General features: G+C 37.6%; 25 protein-coding genes. 12 read left to right on the top strand and 13 right to left on the bottom strand.

Annotated elements, in window-relative coordinates; genetic code table 11:
- Positions 1 to 32: 32 nt before the first annotated feature.
- On the bottom strand, positions 33 to 2,009 hold the full coding sequence (locus tag HGD76_RS15705) for a S8 family peptidase (RefSeq protein ID WP_168696336.1): 1,977 nt from the start codon (positions 2,007 to 2,009) through the stop codon (positions 33 to 35).
- A gap of 706 nt (positions 2,010 to 2,715) precedes the next feature.
- Here HGD76_RS15705 and HGD76_RS26290 point away from each other — a divergent pair.
- Together HGD76_RS26290 and HGD76_RS15715 are read left to right on the top strand one after the other, a co-directional pair.
- Positions 2,716 to 2,871, top strand: coding sequence for an anacyclamide/piricyclamide family prenylated cyclic peptide (locus HGD76_RS26290; RefSeq protein WP_148760935.1), 156 nt, complete (start codon positions 2,716 to 2,718; stop codon positions 2,869 to 2,871).
- Between the two features lie 356 nt (positions 2,872 to 3,227).
- Complete coding sequence (locus tag HGD76_RS15715) at positions 3,228 to 3,368, top strand: anacyclamide/piricyclamide family prenylated cyclic peptide (RefSeq protein WP_148760937.1); 141 nt, start codon at positions 3,228 to 3,230, stop codon at positions 3,366 to 3,368.
- A gap of 33 nt (positions 3,369 to 3,401) precedes the next feature.
- On the opposite strand, the gene HGD76_RS15720 is transcribed toward HGD76_RS15715, so the two are convergent.
- Positions 3,402 to 4,193, bottom strand: coding sequence for a transposase (locus HGD76_RS15720; RefSeq protein WP_168696337.1), 792 nt, complete (start codon positions 4,191 to 4,193; stop codon positions 3,402 to 3,404).
- 44 nt (positions 4,194 to 4,237) lie between these two features.
- Here HGD76_RS15720 and HGD76_RS15725 point away from each other — a divergent pair, with 44 nt between their 5' ends.
- From HGD76_RS15725 to HGD76_RS15745, 5 genes are all read left to right on the top strand, one after another.
- On the top strand, positions 4,238 to 5,107 hold the full coding sequence (locus tag HGD76_RS15725) for a LynF/TruF/PatF family peptide O-prenyltransferase (RefSeq protein WP_148760941.1): 870 nt from the start codon (positions 4,238 to 4,240) through the stop codon (positions 5,105 to 5,107).
- An 88-nt stretch (positions 5,108 to 5,195) separates the two neighbouring features.
- Positions 5,196 to 5,396 carry a hypothetical protein gene (locus HGD76_RS25465; protein WP_233466892.1) on the top strand — a complete coding sequence of 67 codons (201 nt, stop codon included), beginning with the start codon at positions 5,196 to 5,198 and terminating at the stop codon, positions 5,394 to 5,396.
- A 100-nt stretch (positions 5,397 to 5,496) separates the two neighbouring features.
- A complete protein-coding gene (locus HGD76_RS15735; protein ID WP_168696338.1) occupies positions 5,497 to 5,892 on the top strand; it encodes a hypothetical protein in 396 nt (131 codons plus the stop codon).
- The gene (locus tag HGD76_RS15740) at positions 5,889 to 6,308 is read left to right on the top strand and encodes an HNH endonuclease (RefSeq protein WP_168359009.1); all 420 of its coding nucleotides are present in this window, start codon (positions 5,889 to 5,891) and stop codon (positions 6,306 to 6,308) included. Before HGD76_RS15735 ends, HGD76_RS15740 begins: the two co-directional genes overlap by 4 nt.
- 126 nt (positions 6,309 to 6,434) lie before the next feature.
- Positions 6,435 to 7,118 (top strand): Uma2 family endonuclease, encoded by a 684-nt coding sequence (locus HGD76_RS15745; RefSeq protein ID WP_174782722.1) that lies wholly within the window; start codon positions 6,435 to 6,437, stop codon positions 7,116 to 7,118.
- A gap of 410 nt (positions 7,119 to 7,528) precedes the next feature.
- On the opposite strand, the gene HGD76_RS15750 is transcribed toward HGD76_RS15745, so the two are convergent.
- Genes HGD76_RS15750 through HGD76_RS15760 form a run of 3 tightly spaced genes read right to left on the bottom strand, consistent with a single transcriptional unit; the run spans position 7,529 to position 8,916 of the window.
- Complete coding sequence (locus HGD76_RS15750) at positions 7,529 to 8,134, bottom strand: hypothetical protein (RefSeq protein WP_148760943.1); 606 nt, start codon at positions 8,132 to 8,134, stop codon at positions 7,529 to 7,531.
- Positions 8,135 to 8,176: 42 nt separating this feature from the next.
- Positions 8,177 to 8,512, bottom strand: a complete 336-nt coding sequence (locus HGD76_RS15755) for a XisI protein (protein WP_148760946.1) — start codon at positions 8,510 to 8,512, stop codon at positions 8,177 to 8,179.
- The gene (locus HGD76_RS15760) at positions 8,500 to 8,916 is read right to left on the bottom strand and encodes a XisH family protein (RefSeq protein ID WP_148760948.1); all 417 of its coding nucleotides are present in this window, start codon (positions 8,914 to 8,916) and stop codon (positions 8,500 to 8,502) included. Before HGD76_RS15760 ends, HGD76_RS15755 begins: the two co-directional genes overlap by 13 nt.
- A 68-nt stretch (positions 8,917 to 8,984) precedes the next feature.
- Between HGD76_RS15760 and HGD76_RS15765 the strand changes: the two genes are divergently transcribed.
- From HGD76_RS15765 to HGD76_RS15775, 3 genes are all read left to right on the top strand, one after another.
- A complete protein-coding gene (locus HGD76_RS15765; RefSeq protein ID WP_168696339.1) occupies positions 8,985 to 11,102 on the top strand; it encodes a S8 family peptidase in 2,118 nt (705 codons plus the stop codon).
- Positions 11,103 to 11,756: 654 nt separating this feature from the next.
- Positions 11,757 to 13,175 (top strand): cation-translocating P-type ATPase, encoded by a 1,419-nt coding sequence (locus HGD76_RS15770; RefSeq protein WP_233466893.1) that lies wholly within the window; start codon positions 11,757 to 11,759, stop codon positions 13,173 to 13,175.
- A gap of 564 nt (positions 13,176 to 13,739) precedes the next feature.
- Entirely contained in the window at positions 13,740 to 14,531 is a 792-nt protein-coding gene (locus HGD76_RS15775; RefSeq protein ID WP_148760954.1) for an SDR family NAD(P)-dependent oxidoreductase, read from the top strand.
- 501 nt (positions 14,532 to 15,032) lie between these two features.
- Here the strand turns inward: HGD76_RS15775 and HGD76_RS15780 are convergent.
- From HGD76_RS15780 to crcB, 5 genes are all read right to left on the bottom strand, one after another.
- Positions 15,033 to 15,410, bottom strand: coding sequence for a HEPN domain-containing protein (locus tag HGD76_RS15780; protein WP_168696340.1), 378 nt, complete (start codon positions 15,408 to 15,410; stop codon positions 15,033 to 15,035).
- Positions 15,367 to 15,732, bottom strand: a complete 366-nt coding sequence (locus HGD76_RS15785; protein ID WP_168696341.1) for a nucleotidyltransferase domain-containing protein — start codon at positions 15,730 to 15,732, stop codon at positions 15,367 to 15,369. Before HGD76_RS15785 ends, HGD76_RS15780 begins: the two co-directional genes overlap by 44 nt.
- Positions 15,733 to 16,222: 490 nt before the next feature.
- Positions 16,223 to 18,013, bottom strand: a complete 1,791-nt coding sequence (locus HGD76_RS15790; protein WP_168696342.1) for a GmrSD restriction endonuclease domain-containing protein — start codon at positions 18,011 to 18,013, stop codon at positions 16,223 to 16,225.
- A 448-nt stretch (positions 18,014 to 18,461) separates the two neighbouring features.
- On the bottom strand, positions 18,462 to 19,871 hold the full coding sequence (locus HGD76_RS15795) for an aromatic ring-hydroxylating dioxygenase subunit alpha (RefSeq protein WP_168696343.1): 1,410 nt from the start codon (positions 19,869 to 19,871) through the stop codon (positions 18,462 to 18,464).
- A 29-nt stretch (positions 19,872 to 19,900) separates the two neighbouring features.
- On the bottom strand, positions 19,901 to 20,299 hold the full coding sequence (gene crcB / locus HGD76_RS15800) for a fluoride efflux transporter CrcB (protein ID WP_168652332.1): 399 nt from the start codon (positions 20,297 to 20,299) through the stop codon (positions 19,901 to 19,903).
- Between the two features lie 170 nt (positions 20,300 to 20,469).
- Between crcB and HGD76_RS15805 the strand changes: the two genes are divergently transcribed.
- Both HGD76_RS15805 and HGD76_RS15810 read left to right on the top strand, forming a co-directional pair.
- Positions 20,470 to 21,333 carry a M48 family metalloprotease gene (locus tag HGD76_RS15805; protein ID WP_015083661.1) on the top strand — a complete coding sequence of 288 codons (864 nt, stop codon included), beginning with the start codon at positions 20,470 to 20,472 and terminating at the stop codon, positions 21,331 to 21,333.
- Between the two features lie 119 nt (positions 21,334 to 21,452).
- Positions 21,453 to 21,827, top strand: a complete 375-nt coding sequence (locus tag HGD76_RS15810; protein ID WP_015083660.1) for a hypothetical protein — start codon at positions 21,453 to 21,455, stop codon at positions 21,825 to 21,827.
- Positions 21,828 to 22,018: 191 nt separating this feature from the next.
- Here HGD76_RS15810 and HGD76_RS15815 read toward each other — a convergent pair whose 3' ends face one another.
- The 3 genes from HGD76_RS15815 to HGD76_RS15825 form a co-directional block, all read right to left on the bottom strand.
- Entirely contained in the window at positions 22,019 to 22,480 is a 462-nt protein-coding gene (locus HGD76_RS15815; RefSeq protein WP_168634205.1) for a tetratricopeptide repeat protein, read from the bottom strand.
- Positions 22,481 to 22,484: 4 nt separating this feature from the next.
- A complete protein-coding gene (locus HGD76_RS15820) occupies positions 22,485 to 23,426 on the bottom strand; it encodes a homogentisate phytyltransferase (RefSeq protein WP_168696344.1) in 942 nt (313 codons plus the stop codon).
- 165 nt (positions 23,427 to 23,591) lie between these two features.
- Entirely contained in the window at positions 23,592 to 24,434 is an 843-nt protein-coding gene (locus HGD76_RS15825) for a methyltransferase domain-containing protein (RefSeq protein ID WP_041458679.1), read from the bottom strand.
- Positions 24,435 to 24,449: the final 15 nt, after the last annotated feature.

Consider the following 24,449-nt stretch of genomic DNA (forward strand, 5'->3'; position numbering starts at 1 on the left):
GTTGCGCTGTTGCTTAACCCAACCTACCACTATTAATAAGGAGTAGACCAAGAACGGACTTCGCCCAAAGTAACAGGAATAATATCACTCACATCAATTGTAAACCGGAATAGCTTCTTCGCCCGACGACTATTTTCAGGGTCAAAGAACTTCAATTTTACATCCCAACAATCGCTATCTAAACGACAGAAAGGACTTTTTTCTACTGTAATACTATCCAACTCCATACCCGTAGCCACAGCTTCCGCAAAGGTGGAAGCCGCTTGAAAAGCATTCGTAGAGGCAAAATTCAACGCCCTATCTTGGGAAGTTGTCCCCAAGTTGCGTAAATCATAATAAATGCGGCTGAGGAAACTACCCAAAGTCCGACGAATAGACTCTTCTTGGGCTTCTGTCGCTTGCGCTTGCACTGTCTGAATAGCAGCTTGAACTAAGGTGTTAACCTTCCAACCATACATTCCCCGAATGTTGGGAACTTCAATTACTGGCACAACTTGACCAGAAAATAGTTTCACACTGCGTCCTGATAAAATACCGGGAATACTGACTCTCTCTACATAATTCTCGCTGTCTTCTGCTTGAATTTGTCCCGATAATAATTGTTGTAAAATAGCATAGACATCTCTGGCAAAAGCCCCACCTGGTTCTATTGCATAGATAGGAGTTAATTCTAAATTCAATGTCCAAATTAAGGACTTAGCCTCAGAAAGATTATCTCCTAAATAATCTACCATCTGCCGCGCATCATAAGGGTTAGCGGGAATCGCTGTTCCGTCTATTTGTACCCCTGGCATTAATTGTTTAAAGGAGTCTCTTCTGGCTTCTGAACCAAAATCATAACCCAGTGTACCTAAAGCATACACTAAGTTAACTTCAGCGAGATCGCTGGGTGCTTGACTAGCAGTAATGTAATTAGATGTACGATTTGACATGGTAGTAGATTGAGAATTGGATGAATTTGTGAAAGGTGCGGAAGTTGTCACAGCAGGAACTACTGGGAAAAATTCAGGGGGTATAAATTCCTCCGGGCTGGGTTCTGGTTCAGCACTATTTGTAATCTCTGCACAACCGCAACCAGCAGCTTCAATACTGTCAACGGTTTCTACTGTATCTAATTCTTCGGACATTGTTCCTCCTGTAAAATATTGCAATGCACCAGAAATATTTAATTTACCTAATAAACAGCGACTAATATCGTCTGTATCCTTATCTGTGCAAGGTATAGCAGTTTCTAATAAAACCGCTCTCACCTTAGCGGGGTCGGGTGTTTCACCACGCTGAACTTGCAGACTTAGGAGTAAAGCAGCGACACCGGAAACAATAGGAGTAGCAAAGCTAGTACCACTGAGTTTTTGTGTCCCTCCCCCCGGTTTTGCCCCTAAGATGTGTTCTCCCGGTGCAAGAATGCCTTGGTTTTGATAGCTTTCTCCCCAGTTACTAAAGTCTATGGGTTTACCTTGGTCATTCATTGCCCCTACTGCTAATACGGTGGGTAAAGATGCGGGAACGTGCAAACATTCGCAACCATCATTACCAGCAGCAGCCACAATTAAAACATTGTGATCTTTGCATAGTTGCACAGCCCTATCTAACCAGCCTTCTGCTTCACCATTATCAGTGAGTTGTCCAGCACTGACATTGATAATATGCGCTCCAGCATTGACGGCTTGTTCTATGGCGCGAGCTAGATCTAGTTGAGAAAGTTTCCTATTATTGTCACCAAAAATAGGGACGATTAACCCTCGACATTGGGGAGCTATTCCCCGTAATTCTGAAGAATTATGTTGACCAAATATGATGCTTGCTACATGAGTTCCATGTCCAGACATAGATCCATTAGCTGTCGCTTCTCCCTGAATAAGTGTTGGCAATCTTGTTAAATTTGCTGCATTAAAGCAATTATGAGATTGATCAACCAATCCGTCGAGTATAGCTACACATATTTGTGAATCACCCTGTGTCAAGTTCCATAATTTGTGTATTTCCGTTTCAATTGAGGATTTTGGCATTTAATTTGCTAATTATCTGCTTAAACATCTATTTTGCGCCATAAATATATATTTTATGACATTTTTATTACGATTGTGCTTCTAGAACACAAAAGTAATTGTTATATTATTCGGCTGAAATGTCAACTCAATTTACATATTTTAACGGATATAATTTTTTCTTATGTCAAAAAAAAAAACGGTTTTAGTAAGTGTTTATTTTCTCCTGTGCTGTGGATGAAAATCAGTATTTACAAATACTTGACGGGAGGAGATAGTGATTTCCGCTTCACGGAAATATCAAGCATACAGGAGTGTTAACAACCTGATTTACTATAAGTAATTTTTATTAATAAGGTCTTGCGTTGAATCATAATTGGCTGTACTATCAGAATCAGGGTAGCTTCACTTAGCCTACTGATTAGTAATTGCACTTTTTATCATCTCATGGTAAGTAGTTGCATTGATTATTCTGAAAAATTCACATTAGTTAATACTAAAACTCTACCTCTCCCTAACCCTCTCCTAAGAGGAGAGGGAACAGGAAAAAAACTTGAGAATTTAAAGAGTTTAAAGCCTCTCTCCTTGTAGGAGAGAGGTTTTATATAAAGCTTCTGGTGAATCACAACTCGTTAAATTACCCTTCAACACCAATTTAACGCCTTCACCAAACCAGTCTTCTTCATCAGGAAGAAGTTAAACGAACAAACAAAAAGGAAAACACACCATGACTAAGAAGAACATCCGCCCCCAACAAGTTGCTCCCGTAGAACGCGAAACCATCTCTACTGCCAAGGATCAAAGCGGTCAGGTTACAGCCCGTTCATGGAGAGATCCAAGTGAGGATACGTTCGCTCCTTTTGCGGGCGACGACGCGGAGTAAGTCACCCCATTCTACCACTCACCTCAAAAAATATCAAAAGTCTATTTCTACATCCCTTGGCGCACGGTTTGCCTCGATGAATTGACGGACAACCCTTGTCAGTTCGGGGGTTTATCACTGGCACGGGGGATATGAATTAAGATACCTCTCCCTAACCCTTTCCTAAGAGGAGAGGGAACAGGAAAAAAAATTGAGAATTTAAAGCCTCTCTCCTACAAGGAGACAGGTTTTATATAAAGCTTCTGGTGAATCACAACTCGTTAAATTACCCTTCAACGCCAATTTAACGCCTTCACCAAACCAGTCTTCTTCATAATGAAGAAGTTAAACGAACAAACAAAAAGGAAAAACACACCATGACTAAGAAGAACATCCGCCCCCAACAAGTTGCCCCCGTAGAACGCGAAATCATCTCCACTGCCAAGGATCAAAGCGGTCAAGTGGAAGCCCAGCTGTTCTGGTTTAGTCCTCCTTTTGCGGGCGACGACGCAGAGTAAGTCACCTCATTCTACCACTCACCTCAAAAAAGGTCAAAAGTCTATTTCTACATCCCTTGGCGCACGGTTCGCAGCGATGAATTGACGGACAACCTCTGTCACTTCGGGGGTTTCGGATACCTGGCACGGGGGGGGTGGCGGAAAACCGGACTTAGATTTTTTGGGGTTGGTGGTTGAACCCTGATTTGTGAGATGAACCCCAGCCAACAGCTTACTACCCCAGTGGTATTGGGTTGGGGTCTTCTCCTTGGGTTTATACTTTTGGCAGAAGCCTTTATACTTTTTGGCACATTCTTCTAAGCTGTTTCCCAGTCGTAAAAAAGCCGGATGCCATTGAGTTAAACCATCATCAGTTAAGCGTTCATAACTGCCATAATTGCTGAAGTCATAGAAAAAACTCTGGCGCATTTTGGCAGCTTTAGGATTAGCGTGAATGTAGCGTAAAGTATTTAATGCTCTTTCTTTGTCTGAAGCAGGAAACCCATCACAGTAATATCGTTTCTCCCAAAAGCTTGTGGTGAGCGAAGTCGAACCATGTCCCGTTCTTCTTAACATCCGATTGAAACACATCGCCGTGTACCAATTCAGGAAGTGCATAATTTTGGGTAACTCTTCTGGCTGTTTAGGTGCAATCAAATAATGAACATGATTTGACATAATGCACAAAGCATAAAGCTGGAAATTGTATTTATCCAAAGCCTTTTTTATCGCATAAAGAAACACTTCCCGACATTCACGCCGTGATAGCTTAAATTCACGGTTATTGCAACGGGTTGTTATGTGATAAGAGTATCCGGGTTTGATATTTCGAGGTTTTCTGGGCATAAAAAACTTTAAATAAACAGGCATAAGGAACTTTAAATAAACAAATGATTACCTACGATAATTTCGTCACTGACAGTGAAATTAACCTAACTCATATTGGCAAGCACAAGCAAGTTTTTGAGATAGAAGACTATCTTTTTCCTTTAGGGCATTTTGAAAAATTAGTTCAAGGACAAAAAGATGCCATAATTGACTGTGCTTGTAAAATTGATCATGATAGACTTCATGCTGCTAGGTTCACTCTGACATGGACAAAACCAGACGCTAAAAGCCAAATCAATGCAGCACTAAATTTTTTTAATGCTGTGGCTGCAAGAGTTGAAGTGAAGTTAAATTATCAGCTACTACATAAATTTTTAGGCAATAATTTCGACTTCAGTAAAGTTATTAAAGTGTTGATAGGAGTAGATGCCAGAAGAGAAGTCAAAGATTCACGTTTGAAACTGTTTATTTGGATTGATAATTATTTAGAAAAAACAGAAACAGCAATTTCTTTGTGCGGTAACAGCCCAGAATTGCGATCAATCTTAACTAATAATAACTTGTTAATTGGTTTTGATTTTAGCTTGAATGGTAGTCATGAGATTGAAGTTTATCCAACTCTTTCTGCTGAGGAATTTGTCAGGGAAAATGTGCAGATACGACTTGCCAAAATATTGCCTGCAAAGGCTTTAGAATTTCTAAAAGTCTGTCATTTGTTGCAAATTGGTTTTAGCCAAGCGAATGAGAGCAAAATTCTCTATTTTCATCCCACTGATCACAATTACTTCGTTGATAATTTAGGAAATCATTTAGCTGATAGAGTTCATGCTTATTATAGACATCAAGCAGTGAGAGCTTTAGTAGTGTGTATTCCTGAAAGCGAGTTAATCAAAAGTTCAATTCAGAAATTAAATATGTATTATAATACCTAAATTCCTCATATAACATCCTGTAAATCCTGAAGTCCTGGACATCCTGATTGGTGACAATTTCATTTTCTGCAAAATTTGAGCAAATTTTATGATATCTACTACTGCAATTTCTCCCATCTTAACTATTCCTCCCCTAGAAAACGGCGACAAATTAACCCGTCATGAAATAGTAGAAATTGCTGCTTCTAGTGATGATATCTATAGGTTAGATGTAGGTTGGGTTAAGCGACAGCGCAACCCAACAACATTAAATCACAAAATCACCGAAATGTTGGGTAACATCCTGTAAATCCTTAAATCCTGGAAATCCTGATTCAGACAAAAAAATAACAAAGAAATTCATCCCAAACATCATCTAAACTATAATTGTAATAAAGAATTTTATTTTTATGACAATTCCCATAACTATTAACTTACCCGAAAGTTTAGCTGCTTCTGTCGAACGTCTTGGAGAAGCAACAGCGCGAGAGATATCAGATGTTTTACTTGACACCCTAGAAATAGTATTACCTACCTTAGATAATCTCTCAGAAATGAGCATTAATTCAAGCATTCCTGATATTTCCGATCAGGAAGTTCTAGAATTAGCTAATTTAAAAATGGATGTAGTGCAAAATCAACGCTTGGGAGAACTACAAGCTAAAGGAAAAAATACCGGTTTAACAGCAGGAGAACGTTATGAATTATTAATTTTAATGTCCCTTTATCAAATGGGACAATTAAGAAAATCTGAAGGTTTAGCCGAAGCTGTTAAACGGGGAATAAAAATTCCTTTATCACCATGAGTTCTCTATCTGAAACCATACGCCAAAAAGTGAGAGAACGGGCAGAAAATCGCTGTGAGTATTGCCTTAGTCATCAAGATTATATTATGGGTAGATTGCAAATTGACCATATCCAACCTGTAGCTAAAGGAGGAGATGATACAGAAGATAATCTCTGTTTAGCGTGTGAATTATGTAATCAATACAAATGGACACAAACTGAGAATTTAGATCCTAAATCTGGTGAAATAGTTTCTCTATTTAATCCTCGTCAACAACAATGGCAAAAACATTTTACTTGGAGTCCAGAGGGGACAGAAATTATCGGTCTGACAGCCTGTGGTCGTGCTACAATCGGGGCGTTGAGATTGAATAATAGTTTAGCTGTTACTGTGCGTAAAAATTGGGTTAAAGCAGGTTGGCATCCACCAAATTAATCGCAATCAATTATGAGCAAAAGTTATCATCCAAACCCAAATTACCCATATAACATCCTGTAAATCCTTAAATCCTGGACATCCTGATTCTGACAATTTCATTTTCTGCAAAATTCGAGCAAATTTATGATATCTACTACTGCAATTTCTCCCATCTTAACTATTCCTCCCCTAGAAAACGGCGACAAATTAACCCGTCATGAATTTGAACGGCGTTATCATGCCATGCCGAATCTCAAAAAAGCCGAATTAATTGAAGGAGTAGTTTACGTGGCATCACCATTAAGAATCAAAAGTCATGGAGAACCCCATGCTTATATTATGACTTGGCTGGGAGTTTATAAAGCAGCTACACCGGGCATAGGTTTCGCCGATAATGCCACAGTGCTAATAGATACAGATAACGAACCACAACCGGATGCTTTATTAAGAATTGAAACAGGAGGACAATCAAGAATAAATAAAGATGATTATGTAGAAGGTGCGCCAGAATTAATAGTAGAAATTGCTGCTTCTAGTGCTTCCTATGATTTACATGAAAAACTCAAAGTTTATCGTCGTAATCAAGTCCAAGAATATTTAATCTGGCGAGTTTATGACCATCAATTTGATTGGTTTAGATTACAACAAGGGGAGTATATTCAACTTCAAGCCAATGCAGATAATATAATTTGTTCCCAAATATTCCCCGGTTTATGGTTAGATAAAATAGCATTATTAGGAGGAGATTTAGGTACAGTATTAGCTGTTTTGCAGCAGGGTTTAGCAAGTCCAGAACATGAGAATTTTATTAGTAGATTATCTAGTTAAGTAGGTTGGCGTTGAAAATTGTCGTTATGGCAAGAGGCAAGAGGCAAGAGGCAAGAGGCAAGAGGCAAGAGGCAAGAGGCAAGAGTGAAGAGGGTTTGGGCGATTTTACGTTTCTTTACACAGTTTGGTTTTATTGTGTTCACCTACTTAGTCAGAATCAGGATATCCAGGATTTTTGGTGTCAACTTAACGTAAAACCCATAGCCCGACTGGGAATGAATTCCCAGTCTCATAGCAAAAGTCATCTAAAGATGACTAAATAACCCAGAAAATTTTCAGTAAACTTTAGTTTAGTTTCGCTATTAGCCCGTAAATTCATTTCTGGGCGGGTTTGTCAGCCAACAGATAAGACATTTTTAGCCTAAGTTGACACCTATGAGCATTGCTAAACCCCTATTGGTGACAATTATCTAGTTAGCAGCAGTTACCATCCAAACTAAAATTCCTAAAATGACATCAACAGGAGGAAGGGGATAATCTGTAAAATCAATTGTTACAGTTTGTTCCGTTAATTGTAGAAATCGCCAAACAGTACCATTAGTGACGCTACCATAAATTGTAGGAATGGGTTGATTATTAATTTCATTGAATTTTTGAGCAGCAATCATTTCCGCAATACACTGGCCAATACCCGGATTTAAGTCTGATTTTTTGGCTTCCACAATCATAACTGCTGGTGCTTCCACTTCTAACTGTTCCGTTGAACGACTCAGAACAAAATCACAGACTCCATTCAATCCTAAAGCCGAATCTACAGTAAAATCTGTACCAGAAAATAAACTAATTTTTCTTTGTAAAATCTTACGAACCTCTAGTAAAACCGGACTAATGATTAACTCAGAACGTGCTTTTTCACTTCCTGTCGCTATAGCTAATGGTAAACTTTCTGCTAAAAAATCAGTCAGGGTTGCACTAGCAGCAATTGGTTGGATTTCTGGCAGAAACTTTTTATTTTCAACGGTATTTATGCCAAAGGTTTGCTTAACTTTTTTGAGAGTAAAATCACTATATGACATAATGTAAATATTTCCAAAAATGATGTAAAATCTATGTGAAAATCAACCAACAGCAAAATCTGTATATTGTCTCACCAAAGGTTCATGAAATGCTAAAACAATATCTGATTTTGGCACTCCTAATTTAACTAACTCATCTGCTATACCAATTTCAGTTCCATCATGTTGTATCCAAATTTTCTGATCTTTAATATCCAAATGCAAAACACAACCATGCTGCCGTTTTCTGTTTTTCCAACCCACATACATCAATTGATAATGATCACCAAAACTATCAAAAATCAATTGTTGTTCAATTTCATCTTTAGCTGAACCTAATTGAGCATATTCTGTGATCACTTGTTTGACATAATTGCGATATTGTTCTAGTTTTTCCATGCTACAATTACCTCCTGAACTGGATCATAAATCATGATTTTAAGTTGGGAACGCTGAACAACTGTTTTAATAAACTGCAATTGAAAGAAAGAGTAATAAATTCCTGAAGGAATAGCTAAATATAAAACTCGTTCTGGTTGTTGTTCTTCTAATGCCAAATGATAATTAAAAAATTGTCCAATGGCTTGATGAAATTGAGAAATATTAGATGTACCAATAAAACTCTTAATTTCCACCGCTATTTTTTCTCCTTCTCTTTCAGCAGCTAAAACTTGTTCCGCACCGAGATCAATATACATTTCCACATCACCAACTTCTATCCTTAAAGGATCATCTGTAATTACCCAACCTTCTTTTTCTAACCCTATCCTAACAGCATCATGAAAAACATCTTTAGCTGGCATTAACTTGATAAAAAATTAGACTTTTCACCCACAATTATAACATCAATTACAACAACACAATCAAAACCATGCCTAACCTTACCGACATCCCCGGAATTTCCCAAATTTGGACACGCACAAAAGGCGACCCCCGCATTAAAATTGCTATCCTTGATGGTGCAGCCGACTTAGAACGTAGTTGTTTTCAAGGGGCAAAATTTAGTCAATTTAAACCCTATTGGGCAGAAGATATTGAACTTAACGAAGAATACTATTATTATCTCAATTTATCTTTAGAATTTAACCAACAACAAAAAGACAAAAAAGACGACCCCGACCACGATAAAGAAGAATCAAAAAAAGAACGAGAGGCATTTTTTGCACCTTTCCCTCCAGCTATTAGACAACGCATTGAATTATCCAGTCATGCTACTCACATTTCTAGCACTATCTTAGGACAACACGGTACACCAGCCCCTGGTATTGCCCCTTTATGTACAGCATTAAATATTCCTATTTCCTTCGCTAATGATGATTTTATTTCCCCTATCAACCTTACCCACGCTATTAATACCGCTTGGCAATGGGGAGCGAATATTATCCATATCGCTGCTTGTCACCCTACCCAAACCGGAGTAGCACCAGATTTATTTGCCCGTGCTGTGAAACAATGCCAAGATAATAATATGTTAATTGTTGCCCCAGGTGGTAACGATAAAGGTGAATGTTGGTGTATTCCCTCTCTTCTTCCTGGTGTGATTACAGTGGGTGCAATGCGAGATGATGGCCAACCGTTTAAATTTAGTAATTATGGCGGAGAATATCAACATAAAGGGGTAATGGCTAACGGTGAAAATATTTTAGGCGCCCAACCGGGAACAGAAGAACCTATCAGACAAAAAGGGACTAGTTGCGCTGCACCCATTGTCACAGGTATTTCTGCTTTATTAATGAGTCTGCAATTGCAACGAGGAGAACAACCCAACGCTGAAGCAGTGCGGGAAGCGATTTTAAATAGTGCTATTCCCTGTAACCCGGAAGAAGTGGAAGAACCAGAACGCTGTTTATTAGGTAAGTTGAATATTCCCGGTGCGTTTCAATTATTGACGGGAGAAAAGTTAGAACCTCACCTCCAGCCCCTCTCCTATCAGGGAGTACAACAACCTCACCCCCAACCCCTCTCCTATGAGGAGAGGGGAGTAGGAATCTCTCGTTCCCAGGTTCTACCTGGGAATGCTACATTAGAGGCTCTGCCTCTCACTATACCGTCAGGCAGAGCCTTGGAGACGGCATTCCCAGTCGGAGACTGGGAACGAGAAATTCAAAGAAGTGAAATAACTCAAGGTGTCACCCCTAGTGCGGCTTCTAAATTGGTATATGCTTTAGGAACAATTGGTTATGATTTTGGTAATGAAGCCAGAAGGGACTCGTTTAAACAATTAATGCCAGCAGTGAATATGGACGGGGCAATTATCCCTGCTAATCCCTATGATAGCCGACAAATGGTTGATTACTTGTCAGTAAATCCTACGGAAGCTAAACCTTTAATTTGGACTCTCAACCAAGAATTAACTCCTATTTATGCTTTAGAGCCTGTAAGCGGTTTTGCCGCAGATATCTATGAAATCCTGATTTTGATGTTACAGGGACAAATTCAACCAGAAAACAGTGATGATTTTGTGGAACGGGTAAGTATACCTGCAAGGTTAACAGATAGAACTGTGGAGTTATTTTCTGGTCAGGTTGTGCCTGTAATTAGTCTTACGAATACTAGGGGAATGTATGGCTGGAAAGTCAACAGTTTGGTAGATGCGGCTTTGCAAACTGTAATTACGGGAGAAACTGCACCAGCCCAAGAAATAGCTATGAGAAAGGCTTTGAGTAGTTTCTTAAATCGAGTATACTATGATTTGCAAAATTTAGGACAATTGGCAAAAGATCGAGCGTTGAATTTTTCTGTAACTAATGCTTTCCAAGCTGCTTCTAGTTTTTCTCAAGCTATTTCTACAGGGATGCAGCTTGATAGTATTGAAGTGGAAAAAAGTCCTTTTTGTCGGATTAATAGTGATTGTTGGGATGTGAAATTAAAGTTTTTTGACCCAGAAAATGGTCGCAGGGCTAAAAAGGTGTTTTTGTTTACCATTGATGTTAGTGACAGAATTCCTGTGACTCTAGGTCAAGTCCGCTCTTGGTCTGTGCGGAAATAAGCACGTAGTCTATGCTCTGATCAATAATTTATCAAAATTGTTTATAAGAGCATCCGGTAAGCGTAAAACGAGCGCGGCTTGGCTCCCTGAGATATAAGCGACACGAGGGATTTTAATCCCTGTGGTATGTTAGAATTAAATTGTGAGTAAGAACAAAAAACATCCGTCAGCATAGTGCATTTTTTGCGTCTTGTCAAGTCTTAAAATGTTTCACTGGTAAAAATAATTTTTTGTCTGAATCAGGATGTCCAGGATTTAAGGATTTACAGGATGTTGTTTGAATTTTGATTGTCCATCTTTATCTGCGTTTATCTGCGTTTATCTGCGTACCCTTCGGGAAGCAAGCTACAATTATTCTTGATATTACTGTTAAATTACTAATTTTTTTAAACGAACCACAGAGGACACAGAGGACACGGAGAAAAAATATCAGTTATCTTTGTGTGGGAAGGGAGTAATTTTCTCGTTCATCTAATTAATTATGTTTAGAAGTCGGGGATCTTTGACTACAAAATAAAATCGTGTAAATCCTTAAATCCTGGATATCCTAATTCTGACAATTAACCCTCCTCAAAAACATACCCCACACCTCAGACAGATGAAAAGGTATAGACTCGGCATCTAAAATATCAAAGCCCGATTGATACCAAAAGTATGGATTCAAACTTTCATATTTGGACGCTGACACCTACAGATGTCTACAAAACACTAACAACTACTCCTCAAGGTATCAGCGAGGCCGAAGCCAATTTAAGATTAAAACAATCTGGTTATAACGAACTTCCCGAACCCCAAACACGCCCTTTAATTCTGCGTTTCACTGACCAATTAACCCATTTTATGGCCTTGCTGTTGTGGGTAGCGGGAATATTAGCTTTTATTTCCCAAACACCAGAATTAGGTTGGGCAATTTGGGCAGTTATTTGGATTAATGCTATCTTTAGTTTTTGGCAGGAATATCAAGCGGAAAAAGCTTTATCAGCCCTGAAGAAAATCTTACCTTCCCAAGCTAAAGTTTATCGGGATGGAAAATTATCTATAATTGCTGCCCGTGAATTAGTTAGCGGCGATGTCATGCAGTTAGAAGAAGGTGATAAGATATCCGCTGATGCCAGAATTATTCAAAGTCAGTCTTTATATGTAGATGTCTCCGTACTCACAGGGGAATCTTTGCCCGTTCCCCGCATTAGCGAACCTGTCACCGCCGCAAATATCCATGCTTCCGAAGCCAGTAATTTAGTATTTGCAGGTTCTACCGTGGCAGCCGGTCGGGGACTGGCAGTAGTATATGCCACAGGGACACATACGGAATTTGGTCAAGTTGCCCATCTCACTGCCCATGTGAAGCGGGAAGCCAGCACTTTAGAAGTGCAAATTTCCAGAGTAGTTCACATCATTACCATCATTGCTTTGACTATGGGGGTGGTGATATTTTTACTCACTAAGTTGCTGGTAGGAATGCAACTGAAGGAAAGTTTCATTTTTGCCATTGGTATTATTGTGGCATTTGTCCCCGAAGGTTTATTACCTACTGTCAGTTTAGCCTTAGCTATTGGTGTCAAACGCATGGCTAAACAAAATGCTTTGGTGCGGCGTTTGTCTGCGGTGGAAACCCTGAGTGCAGTCACGGTGATTTGCACTGACAAAACCGGGACTTTGACAAAAAATGAAATGACTGTTCGCCAATTATGGATTCCCAATATTCAGATTAATGTGACTGGGGTAGGTTATGAACCCAAGGGAGAAGTGGAAATTCTTACGGAAGAGTTACGAACCACAGAGGCACAGAGGACACGGAGAAATGAGGTGCTGTTAATGTTGGCTGGTGCGGCACTTTGTTCTAATGCCCGGTTAAATCATCCCCCCGATTCTCATCAATGGCAAGTATTGGGTGATCCTACGGAAGGGGCGTTATTAGTGGCAGCAATTAAGGCTGGGTTGAAGTTGGAAGAATTACAACAGCAAGCCCCCAGAATTCAGGAAATACCTTATCGGGCTTCGCCCCGCTTCGCTAATACGCAGAGGCGCATAGTCTCAGGGAGTAAGAAGAAATATAATATTCACTTTTGCTAATAATCATTTTCTTGTTTTTATAAATTAGTGCGAATTTACCAAAAATTATTACCAATACACTACAAATTCAGCAGGATATATTGTCTTGAATAAGTTAAAAATGTGTTCCTGGTCACAAAAATTAACCAATTGTGAGGGGATCATGATATGAATTGCTCACTATTCATAAAAACTTATATAAATTAAGATTGCGATATATATACTTTAGGGAAACGACTGATCAGAAATCCTGATTAAAAAATATTGCAATAACTTGATTTAGTTGCTAATGTGTGTAGGTACGACAGCACTGGTGAATGCTCGGAGCAAATAGAGAGGTAAAATCAATGAGCTTTATCCATCCTGCCAACAGTCTTTTATGTTGATTATTCCCATCCTGACAACGAGGAATTTCTGCTATCGAGAAGCAATAAAGGGGTATTGCAGATGAGCAGAAAAAGTATCTTCGTTCCTGTCGCTGAATTGAAATTTGATTTTTGTTTACCGTTCATCAATCGTCTTCCCTGTTGATTGCAAAGAAGGCAAAAGGAAGATGAAAAATGAAGAATTTGGAGGTGAAAACCGATGAAGATTCAAGGAAAAGTTGCACTAATTACCGGGGCTTCCCGTGGCATTGGTAAAGCGATCGCATTAGAATTAGCCAAACAAGGCATGAAAAGGTTAATATTAGTAGCACGCGATCGCCAAAAGTTAGCCGAAGTAGCCGCCCAAATCGAAGCTTTGGGCGTAGAAACTACAATTATGGCCTTAGACTTAACTCACTCAATCAACGTCAACATAGCCGTAGCCCAACTTTGGCGCAGTTATGGACCCATTCATCTCCTCGTAAATTGTGCCGGAGTCGCACATCAAAACTCATTTCTGCAATCAAAACTCCCCCAACTGCAAGAAGAACTCTCCGTCAATTTGATGGGAATGTACACCCTCACCAGCTTGATAGCCAAACGCATGGTTAGTCAGAAAAGGGGGATCATTGTCAATGTCTCCAGTTTAATGGGGAAAGTTGCCGCCCCGACAATGGCCACATATTCCGCCACTAAGTTTGCCATTGTCGGATTTACCCAGGCACTACGTCAAGAACTTGCCCAACACAATGTCCGTGTTATCGCCTTACTCCCTTCCCTCACCGAAACAGACATGGTGCGTGACTTGCAATCATTCCGAGGAGTGATCCCCATGACACCCGAACAAGTCGCCCAAGCCCTCGTCATCGGCATAGAAAACGATACCGCAGAAATCCTAGTCGGCTGGCAATCTCACTTAGCCGTATTATGCCAACGTCTCGCCCCTTGGTTACTAGAAATCATCCTGCAACTAGCAACACCGAAAAAACCATTACCTGATGCTGCGGGATAACATTCAATCTAGTTAAGTTTTGTTTCGCGCAAAGACGCAAAGGGGCAAAGGCGCAAAGTGTTTTCTGTGTCTTTGCGTAAAGTAAAGTTAAAAAATGGTAGGTTGGGTTAAGCGAAAGCGCAACCCAACTAAAAATTTGATAATGATAAGGAAGAAATGACACCATCACTAACCCTGTAATAATAGTGCAGAATCATAATTGATCTTACTGTAGCGATCGCTTGATAATCAAAATAGTTGCTACGAAATAAATATATTATTGTCTGAATCAGGATATCCAGGATTTTAGGATTAACAGGATTTTGATTTTATTTGTGGTGTACTAATATTTTAATTTGTCAGAATCAGGATGTCCAGGATTTTAGGATTTACAGGATGTTGTTTGAAAGTATCATGTTTTGATTTTTGATTGTCCATCTTTATCTGTGTTTATCTGTGTTCGATTATTTTTGATATTACTGTTACATTACCATTATTTATTTAACCATTGATTTATTTGAATTAGCAAGATGATAGATAGTTTACTAATTCTAGGAACTCTTCGGTTCTTTCAATCAGTAGTTTTGCATCTTCAGCAGTTAAACGTTCAGAACGATCATAATCTCCCTTTAAACGTATCTGTTCTGCATCAATTAGATAACGGTGAAATTTAGGATCAATTTTACCAGTTCTGGCAAAAAGTTCGCCAAATTTACTAATTACAGCGGAGTGTTTGCTAAAACTGAGATTTTCACTTACCAGGAATGCTTCAGCTATATAAAACATGGCATAATAGGCACGAGAGGCAGCAAAATCAGCTAGATTTTCACCAGCTAAAATTTTAGCTGCACGCAGACTATCTTGAGATTTTTGCACTAGAAACTCTTGTTCTTTGTTCATAAAAATAAATACCTTCTTTTTTGATATTTTGGATTAGCATTGTTTGTTCTTTTTCAAAACGACTGAGGGAGTAAAACAGGTTAGAAATTACTACACTATATTTTAAACAAAGGGGACTAAGAAAAAAGCCAATTTTTTCAATTTCTTTGGTTGCTTGCACTAAATCCTTCAGTATAACTAATACATCAAAATCTGAATCAGGAGTAGCATCACCACGCGCTTGAGAACCAAAAAGAATCACTGCAATTAGTTGATCTTGGTATGTTTCAAGCAAGTTATTACACAATTCCTGCATAATTTCTTCTAGTTTTGGGTGTCTCATCGTTTAGTAATATTTTCTACTTGGAGATATAGCATTTTTTGTCAGAATCAGGATTTTAGGATTTACGGGATGTTGATTTTATTTGTGGTGTACTAATATTTTAATTTGTCAGAATCAGGATGTCCAGGATTTTAGGATTTACAGGATGTTGTTTGAAAGTATCATGTTTTGATTTTTGATTGTCCATCTTTATCTGTGTTTATCTGCGTTCAATTATTTTTGATACAGCATATTTCATTGCTATGAGGTACAAATCATAATCATAAAACTCTTGTGGGGTGGGCATCTTGCCCGCCAATAGTGTACCTTATTACACCGTAAATTGCTGTATTTTTTAAACAATATCATTATGGTGAGAAAAGTTGAGTATGAATGACCGCACAGAGTTCTATAACAAGCATCAGGAAGTTAGATTTTTGTCAAGGGGTGGGGAAAATATTTTTTAGATAATAATTCATTCGGAAAATACAAAATCTCCAAATTTTTATATTTATTTAGAAAACCGTTTGAAAAGCTCCGCGTATTCGTCAACTTTAATTTCTTCAATATTTGCACCAATACGTTGATAAAATTTTCCATCGTATGATACCGGCTTTTCTCCAGCTTTTAAACAAAATATCAGTACACTTTTATCGTAATAATCAATTATTCTAATCTCTCTACCTATAGTATCTTTAACTGTTTGATGAATAGGTTGTGATTTAATTTGTTGAATTATCCAGCGATAAAAATTATCAATATTTCCCTGTAATCTCTTTGCTTCATGTTCTATTCCTGTTATCTTAAAATTTCTATACTCTACTGGTTCAATTTTATATAAAATTTTTATTCTTTTTGCTGTGTCATCATTATCTGCTACTCCAACACAAACATAACCAGTTGCACCAGGTGAATGATTTGCCATAGCAGTTAAAGTTAGAATTATTTTACTAAAACTTTCTTGATCAAATTGTCCTCTTCCATCTAGTTGTGTAAAACCTTGTTTAAAATCATATAAAGTTTGTTCTGTTTTTGATTGAGTTAGTAGAGTTTCAAATTCTGTTAACCATGAATCTTTAGCAGGATCATTATTATCTCTGATTTTAAAAAATTCTCTAATAATCCCTTTAACCTTGTTAATATTATTTTTTTTATTTTGATATGCCCATCTTGGACCACTAGGAGTTTTTATCTCATCATTAATATTTTTTAATGCTTTTATTAATCCATCATAATTAGCTATTTCCATTTTATCCCTAACAACTAAATCGTAAAAACTTAAAAATATTACTTGAAAAGGACGAGGCATATATTTCAAATTATTTAAACTAATTAATTCACTAAAATTTCTTTTTGATTCTTGTAATATCTCACGAATATGATTATAAATAATCATAAATTGTTTTTTAATATATTCAGGCTGTTTTAATACCAATGAGGTTTCTATTTCTTTCGATTTTTTACCATCTTTAAAGCCATAATATTCATCTAATAAAGAAGCACTACTGGGTGTCTCAGGTAACAGTAAATATGCAAGAATATCAGCAACAATTTGTTCATCTCTTGACTCTCTCAGCATTTCTTTTGTTAAAATTTTATTTTTTACCCAGAAAATATCATCAACTTTAATACCATATTCCAGTTCTTTATTAGTAATACTAATTTTTTTCATATCATTTAAAAGAACAACATCTGAAGCTGATGCGTCTGATCTTATTTCACTAGAAATTACTCTTACTAAATTGGCAAATTTAGAAGTTGCCCCTGCTGAACGTAATTCCTGTTTTGATAAATGTTTACCATTAGAATTAATTCTTCTAAAAACTTCGTCTACTTTATCATTATCATCGAAAGAATAAACAGAAAGTGGAAGAATATAACTGCCTATTATTTCACAATATTTTCTTTCAAGAACAGGAGTTTTTTGTAATAACTGTTGTTGATCTAATCTAGATTTTGATTCTATCATTGTTTGCAAATCAAAATATTTACCTTGAATATCAAATTCTCCCTCAATAAAGGCAGTAATAGCATTTAATCTTTGCATTCCATCTATAATTTCAAATACAGATTTATTATCTTTTTCTGTTTCTGCTAATAAGATTATAGGAACGGGAAAACCTTGTAAAATTGAATCTATAAATTCTCTTTTTTCTTCTATAGTCCAAACTAACTTTCTTTGGTATCTCCTATTAGCATAAAAGAGATTATTTACATAAAAATTATAAATTCGTTGTACACTTTCACTCCTAATTGAAAGTTCTATTTGAACAGGAGATGATTGAATGTTGCTTGTACTCATAATTATTACCCTTCCGAAAAACTATTGTTTCTATTATTTTTTGTAAAAATTTACAATCATGGCTTGTAAGTTAAATATACCAGATATCAGTTAAGCGATCGCTCTCAATATTAAATTATTAAATTAAATCAACATCCTGTAAATCCTCAAATCCTGGATATCCTGATTCAGACAAAATTCAGATCCCCGACTTCTTTGATCTAATCATCCTGTATCAAAATCAATTATCCTAGAAGTCGGGGATCTTTGTGATATGGGTAAAAATAATAATGTAAATAATACGAAATATTACTATATATGCGCGGACAGATTTCCACTTATAACATAAGTATAATGCAACTTTTGCGTCTTGTCAAGTCTTAAACTGTAAAATATTCAGATCCCCCACTTCTTTATAGTTGAGATTTGTTTCGCGCAAAGGAGGAAGATGAGATTTCTCTCCGCTAATTTATCTTTTTTTCTCCGGTAAATTGCGTGGGGGGATTATTCTCCCTTCATAAAACTCCCTTTCCAACTGACTTAATTTCCACCATCCTGCACCCAATAAAAGAGGAAAAAATGTTTCCACCATCACCAGTAAAATTGATTTTGTCTCCACCAAAAAAGTCAATAAAGGACTACTAGCCAAAGCAACAATAGTCAGAACACCACACCAAAATTTTAACTGTTGAATCCTCCTTAAAGCCTGACGACAACTGGCACATTTTTCTGTGTGAGAATGATATCTTTCTAGTAGTGCTTCTTTATTCAATAAAAGTGGTGGGAAAGATTCTCCCGGAAATGTTTCCCCATGATATTGATTTACCCATTTACGTAACTCAGCCACAAAAGTATCTGCTTTTGTCGCCAGATAAAAGGCTTTATTAAAATTAGCACTACCACCTTTAGCAGCTAAATAACGTTCTTGATAATGGAGAAAAATTTGATCATCTTCTAAAACGCCATTTTGTCCAATATGGACATACCAACGAGGACGAATTTTAATAAAAAATCCTGGTAGTTTAGACTTGAAATTAAAAGGAAAACGGGCAATAATTCGACATTCACCTTTGCGAATGGGGACAGCATAAACAACAGTTAAAATTCTGCCTTTTTCCGCATTAATATCATGCCACATCAAACCAGGGGCAATAAATGTTGTGGAAAGTTTTCCCGATTGTCCCGCTTTTAATCCTTGTTTCCAAATCCCTTCAAAACCATGTTTTCCTGATTCAACTATTTCTAATTCTAAAGGTGCAGCATTGGCACGATTTCCCACTGTCAGATGATGGGTAAAGGCAATATGACTAGGATCAAGGATATTTTCTAATAATGTTAAAGCATCATAAGGAACATCTCGAAAAGTGTTCATAATTACCCAGCCTTCTGGCGCTGATTCTATGGGTTCAACTACAGGAACTTTGGTATTTATGGCATTTTCTGGATTACCAGCATAGACAAATAATAATCCCTGTCTTTCTGTTGTTGGTAAAGATGGTACACAAGCCCTGGGAGAGGTTTCTGCTTTTCCACCTGCAACCTGTTGGGGAATTTTTTGACAACTTCCATCTCCAGCAAATGTCCAACCATGATAAGGACATTCTAATAGTCCATCTTCATTAATTCTGCCTTCAGAAAGAGGTGCAAGACGGTGAGGACATTGATCTATAAATACTTGCCAAGATGAGTTTTTCTGATCCCACCAAATCACAATATCTTTACCCAAAAGAGTGAAAGGTGTGGGTTTGGATTTGTCTAAATCTTGAAGGTAGTGAACTGGATACCATGCTTCTGCTAATTCAAAAGCATCTGGGTTACTCCCTCCAGGTAATATTTCTGTGATAGAATTATCGTTGATCAGAGATTGTGTTTGCACCATTTTCTGTATTGATTAATTTCCCATAACTTCTAATTGAACATTCTAGCAAGAACCATCCCTAATTGAACACTGATAATTCCTAAAATTGTACTACCTGAAAAATAACCAGCAGCAGCTAACCAATTACCACGTTGTAACAAGCCAACTGTATCTAACCCAAAAGTAGAAAAAGTAGTATATGCACCTAAAAATCCTGTAGCGGCAATCAACTTAACTTCTGGGGAAATCATCGCTGTTTTTTCCATAGCTAAAGTTGCGAAAAACCCCATTGCTAAACAACCACTAATATTAATAAAAAAAGTTCCATAGGGAAAACCAAAACCAAAGCGGTTTGTCAACCACAAAGTTAAATAATAGCGACTTAAAGCCCCAGCTATTGCCCCTAAACTAATGGCAATGGGAACACGAATTTCTGTCTGTTGTAACATTATTAGTCTTTTTTTGAATCAGCCTCAAACGGAAAACCGTACTTTGGTGACAGGTTTTCATCACTGTACCTCAAAATTGAACTCGATACAATCAAGAGGTGGCTAAAAGGATGCTGTTGTCCAGACAAAGTTATAAAAATTAATACAGCACAAGTAGGAGAGTTATCAAGATGGGAAATCAACTGAAAACGGCTATTTTACTAGGGACTCTAAGTGGCTTATTGATAGCAATTAGTTACTGGGTAATTGGTGGTACGGGGGGCTTGATTATAGGAATTGGGTTAGCAGCAGCGACTAATTTATTCTCCTGGTATCAATCAGATAAGATTGCTTTAGCCGTATATAACGCCCAGCCTGTCACCGCAGCGGAAGCACCAGCACTGTATCGTATTGTCCAAAAATTATCTAGCCGTGCCAATATTCCCATGCCGGGAGTGTACATTGTTCCTAGTCCCACTGCCAACGCTTTTGCTACAGGACGAGATCCTGAACACGCGGCTGTGGCTGTCACCGCCGGGATTTTAGACATCCTCCCAGAGGATGAATTAGAAGGCGTAATTGCCCACGAACTTACCCACATTATTAATCGTGATACCTTAACTCAAGCGGTGGCGGCTACTGTGGCTGGGGCTGTTTCTTTCCTAGCACAAATGCTCAGTTATAGTCTGTGGTTTGGTGGCGGTTCACGGGATAATGAAAGAGGTGGCAATCCTTTAGGTGTATTAGCTACAGTTATTTTTGCCCCTATGGCTGCAACAATTATTCAGTTAGCTATTTCCCGGACTAGAGAGTTTTCTGCTGATGCTGGTGCGGCAAAATTAACAGGTAATCCTCGCGCCTTAGCTAGGGCTTTACAAAGGTTAGAATCTACAGCTAGACAAATGCCTTTGAATGCTAATCCAGCTTTTGAACCATTATTAATTATTCATCCCATTTCTGGGCAGTTTTTGGGAAATCTTTTCTCTAGTCACCCAGCAACTGAAGCAAGAGTAGAAGCTTTACTACAATTAGAAAGGCAACTGATTAGTCGTTAATAATCTATCTTTGGTCATAAGTATATTTATAAATCCCCAATTGACTGATGACCAAATTATGATGATTACAGGTGCAATATTCATCCACAAGTAAACTTTACCAACAGGATGTGGCAACTATGACTACTAACAATATTGAATCTATAGAAATCGTAGAAATTAGTCTTCATACCAGCGAAAATGGGGAAATAGATGAAGTTAAGCAGGAAACTACAGCATTATTAGAGGCGATTAAAAACCGCGCCCAAGCTGAAGCTGAATCGGCTGGAACTATTACCCGTGAAACCTATTTAAATGCTGTGCGTCAGGTACGAGAAGCTATTGAAAAAGACAAACTGATCGAAAGAGACCGCTTAGAATATTCTTGGGCTAAAATTCAAGAAGAATTGGAGCATAATTGGAACTTACTGCATAAGGATGTCACAGATTTGGGCGACAGATTCCAAAATGCTGCTAAGGCTGCTTGGGAAGCTTTCAATGCCCCTCGTGATTAGGATTGATAATAAAAACAAGTAGGGATATAGCATAACTGTATCCCTCATCAAAAATCGCATGGATAAGGATAGTCAAAATGTGATTATAATTATCTGCTTCTGATAAACCTGAAATCTCTCAAGTGATAAAAGAAGCAAATGGATTATTAATTTAACATCAATAATCACAAAAATCATCAAAATCCTAAAAATCACAGTTTAGACATTTTATCTAACAAAACACTAACCTTTTTAGCCCTTTCTGGTTGACGCTGTTTTTGCAATAATTCCTTTGCTTGAACTAAATTACTTTTCGCTTCTACTTCCTGTTGTTCCTGCATGAGAATATTCGCTAAACGTAAATAAGCATCAGGATTTTTGGGACTACTATCAATTACTCCACAAAATAACGCTTTTGCTTCGGCAATTTGTCCCTTCTGATTTAAAATATCTCCTAACAGCAAACGTACCATATCATTGGTAGAGTTGATAGCAATGACTTTTCTCAAAGCTATTTCAGCATTTTCAAAATCTTTAGCTTGATAAAAATTGATGCCTTTTTGAAATAAATTAGAAGTAATCAATGTTTTGATACTTAAATAACCAAGAATGGCAAGACCAAAAATGACTACGGAAATGGCGATAATATTGGCAGTAGGAAATGTTGCTAACATGAGTTTAAGCTAATAAACAGGAAACAGGAAAAATTAGATATTCAATGAAAAACAATTTCCAGATAAATTGATAGAAATTAGTAATGGCTTGTTTGTCTTGTAAATCAACTCCAGCACCTTGCCACCACATCACAATTAAAGCTACTGTATGAGTGATTAAGATGAAGATAGTGTTAACTTCCGCAAGATGGAATAACGCTACTAAAATCATACCTCCATAACAGATTGTTAATACCCAAAGTGCGAGACTAAATACTTTTTGTTGTCCGAGTTGGAGGGTGAAAGTTGTGATATTATAAAATCTATCTCCTTCCATATCAGGAATATCTTTGAAAATAGCGATCGCAAATGTAAATACCAAGATAAACACCGTTAAAGCCCAAACTGCACCCGGAATCCCTTGGCTTCTTTGCAATACCCAACTAAAATGCAAAAATAAACCTAAATTAACAATCGTTCCCCGCACCGAAAAAATACATAAAGCAGCCCAAAATGGAAACTGTTTTAAACGAATTGGTGGTAAAGAATAAGCCGTACCAATTGCTAAACTTATCGTTACCATACCCATTAAAAATGGTCCCGTTAGCCATGCTAAAGCCAAAGCCACAATACCAGTAATAATAACAATTAATTGTCCTTGTCCTCTGGTAAATTCTCCCGACGCTAAAGGTAAATCTGGTTTATTGATTTTATCAATGTCAATATCTTCCAATTGATTCAAACCAACAATATAAATATTGCCACAGATACAAGCAATCCATGTTGCTAAAATTTGACTAATATGCAAACCAGAAAACTTTGTCGAAGTGACACCCAGAGTAATTAAATATAAACCCAAAACACTCAAAGTTGTTCCCATAATTGTATGGGGACGGGAAAACTTCCAAAAAGAATAAAACCAACTTCCTGGAAAAATAGCAGAACTTTGTTTATAAAATTGATTCATTTTTTGCTCTTTTTTGTTCGTAAGCACCTAAAGGAATTGAACTTATACCATTTCTTTATGAAACTGCGCCGAATTTCCTAACCTTATCTTTTTCTTCTCTGTGTCCTCTGTGCCTCTGTGGTTCGTTTATCCTTAAATTGAGTACATCTTTAAACAGAATTGGACTTATTTTGTCCCGCGTAATAATCCAAATCTAACTAATCCAGTTTCATAACCTCGACGCATTAAACCTAAAGATAATGCCCCCTGAATTGTAGTCCAACCAGCCATTAATAAACCGATAAATGCTTGGGGTGTAAACGCTGAATCAATGACAACATTCCAAAAAGGTGCAACTGCGGTTGACCAATCAGCCGTGCGAATATTATTTAATGGTAATTGCCAAGCGATCGCTTCATACTCCGCTAAAGAAATCACATAAGGTAAACAATAGACTCGATAAATATCCTCTAAGTGCTTTTGCTCATCCGTTGTTAGTGGTGACTTATCCGTATTCCGATGACACCATGTCACCATAATCAAAGTTCCACCGGGCTTTAACACGCGATAACACTCTTGTAAAAACTTAGTTTTATCTGGCATATGTTCACCGCTTTCCAGTGACCAAACCAAATCAAAAGAATTATCATCAAAGGGCATTTCTTGGGCATTGGCAACCATGAATCTAGTCTTTTGACTCAAACTCATTGCCAAAGACCTTTCGGTGGCTCTAGCGGCTTGTACAGGACTCAATGTAATTCCCGTAGCATTGGCCCCAAACTTATCAGCTAAGTATAAAGAACTACCACCAATTCCACAGCCGACATCAAGAATATTTTCAGCGCCCTTAACATCTGCCCATTTTAGCAACTCTTCAATTAAATCAATTTGTGCCTGACGGCGTTCTTTTACCTGTTTACCATCTACACCATAATAACCGTGGTGCATATGTTCTCCCCAAATCTGTTCCCACAGACTGGAAGAAGCATCGTAAAATTCCTGAATTTGTTTGTAAAGTATTTGACTCATGAATTTAATAATTAA

The sequence above is a fragment of the Dolichospermum flos-aquae CCAP 1403/13F genome (assembly GCF_012516395.1).
Classification (GTDB): Bacteria; Cyanobacteriota; Cyanobacteriia; order Cyanobacteriales; family Nostocaceae; genus Dolichospermum; species Dolichospermum lemmermannii.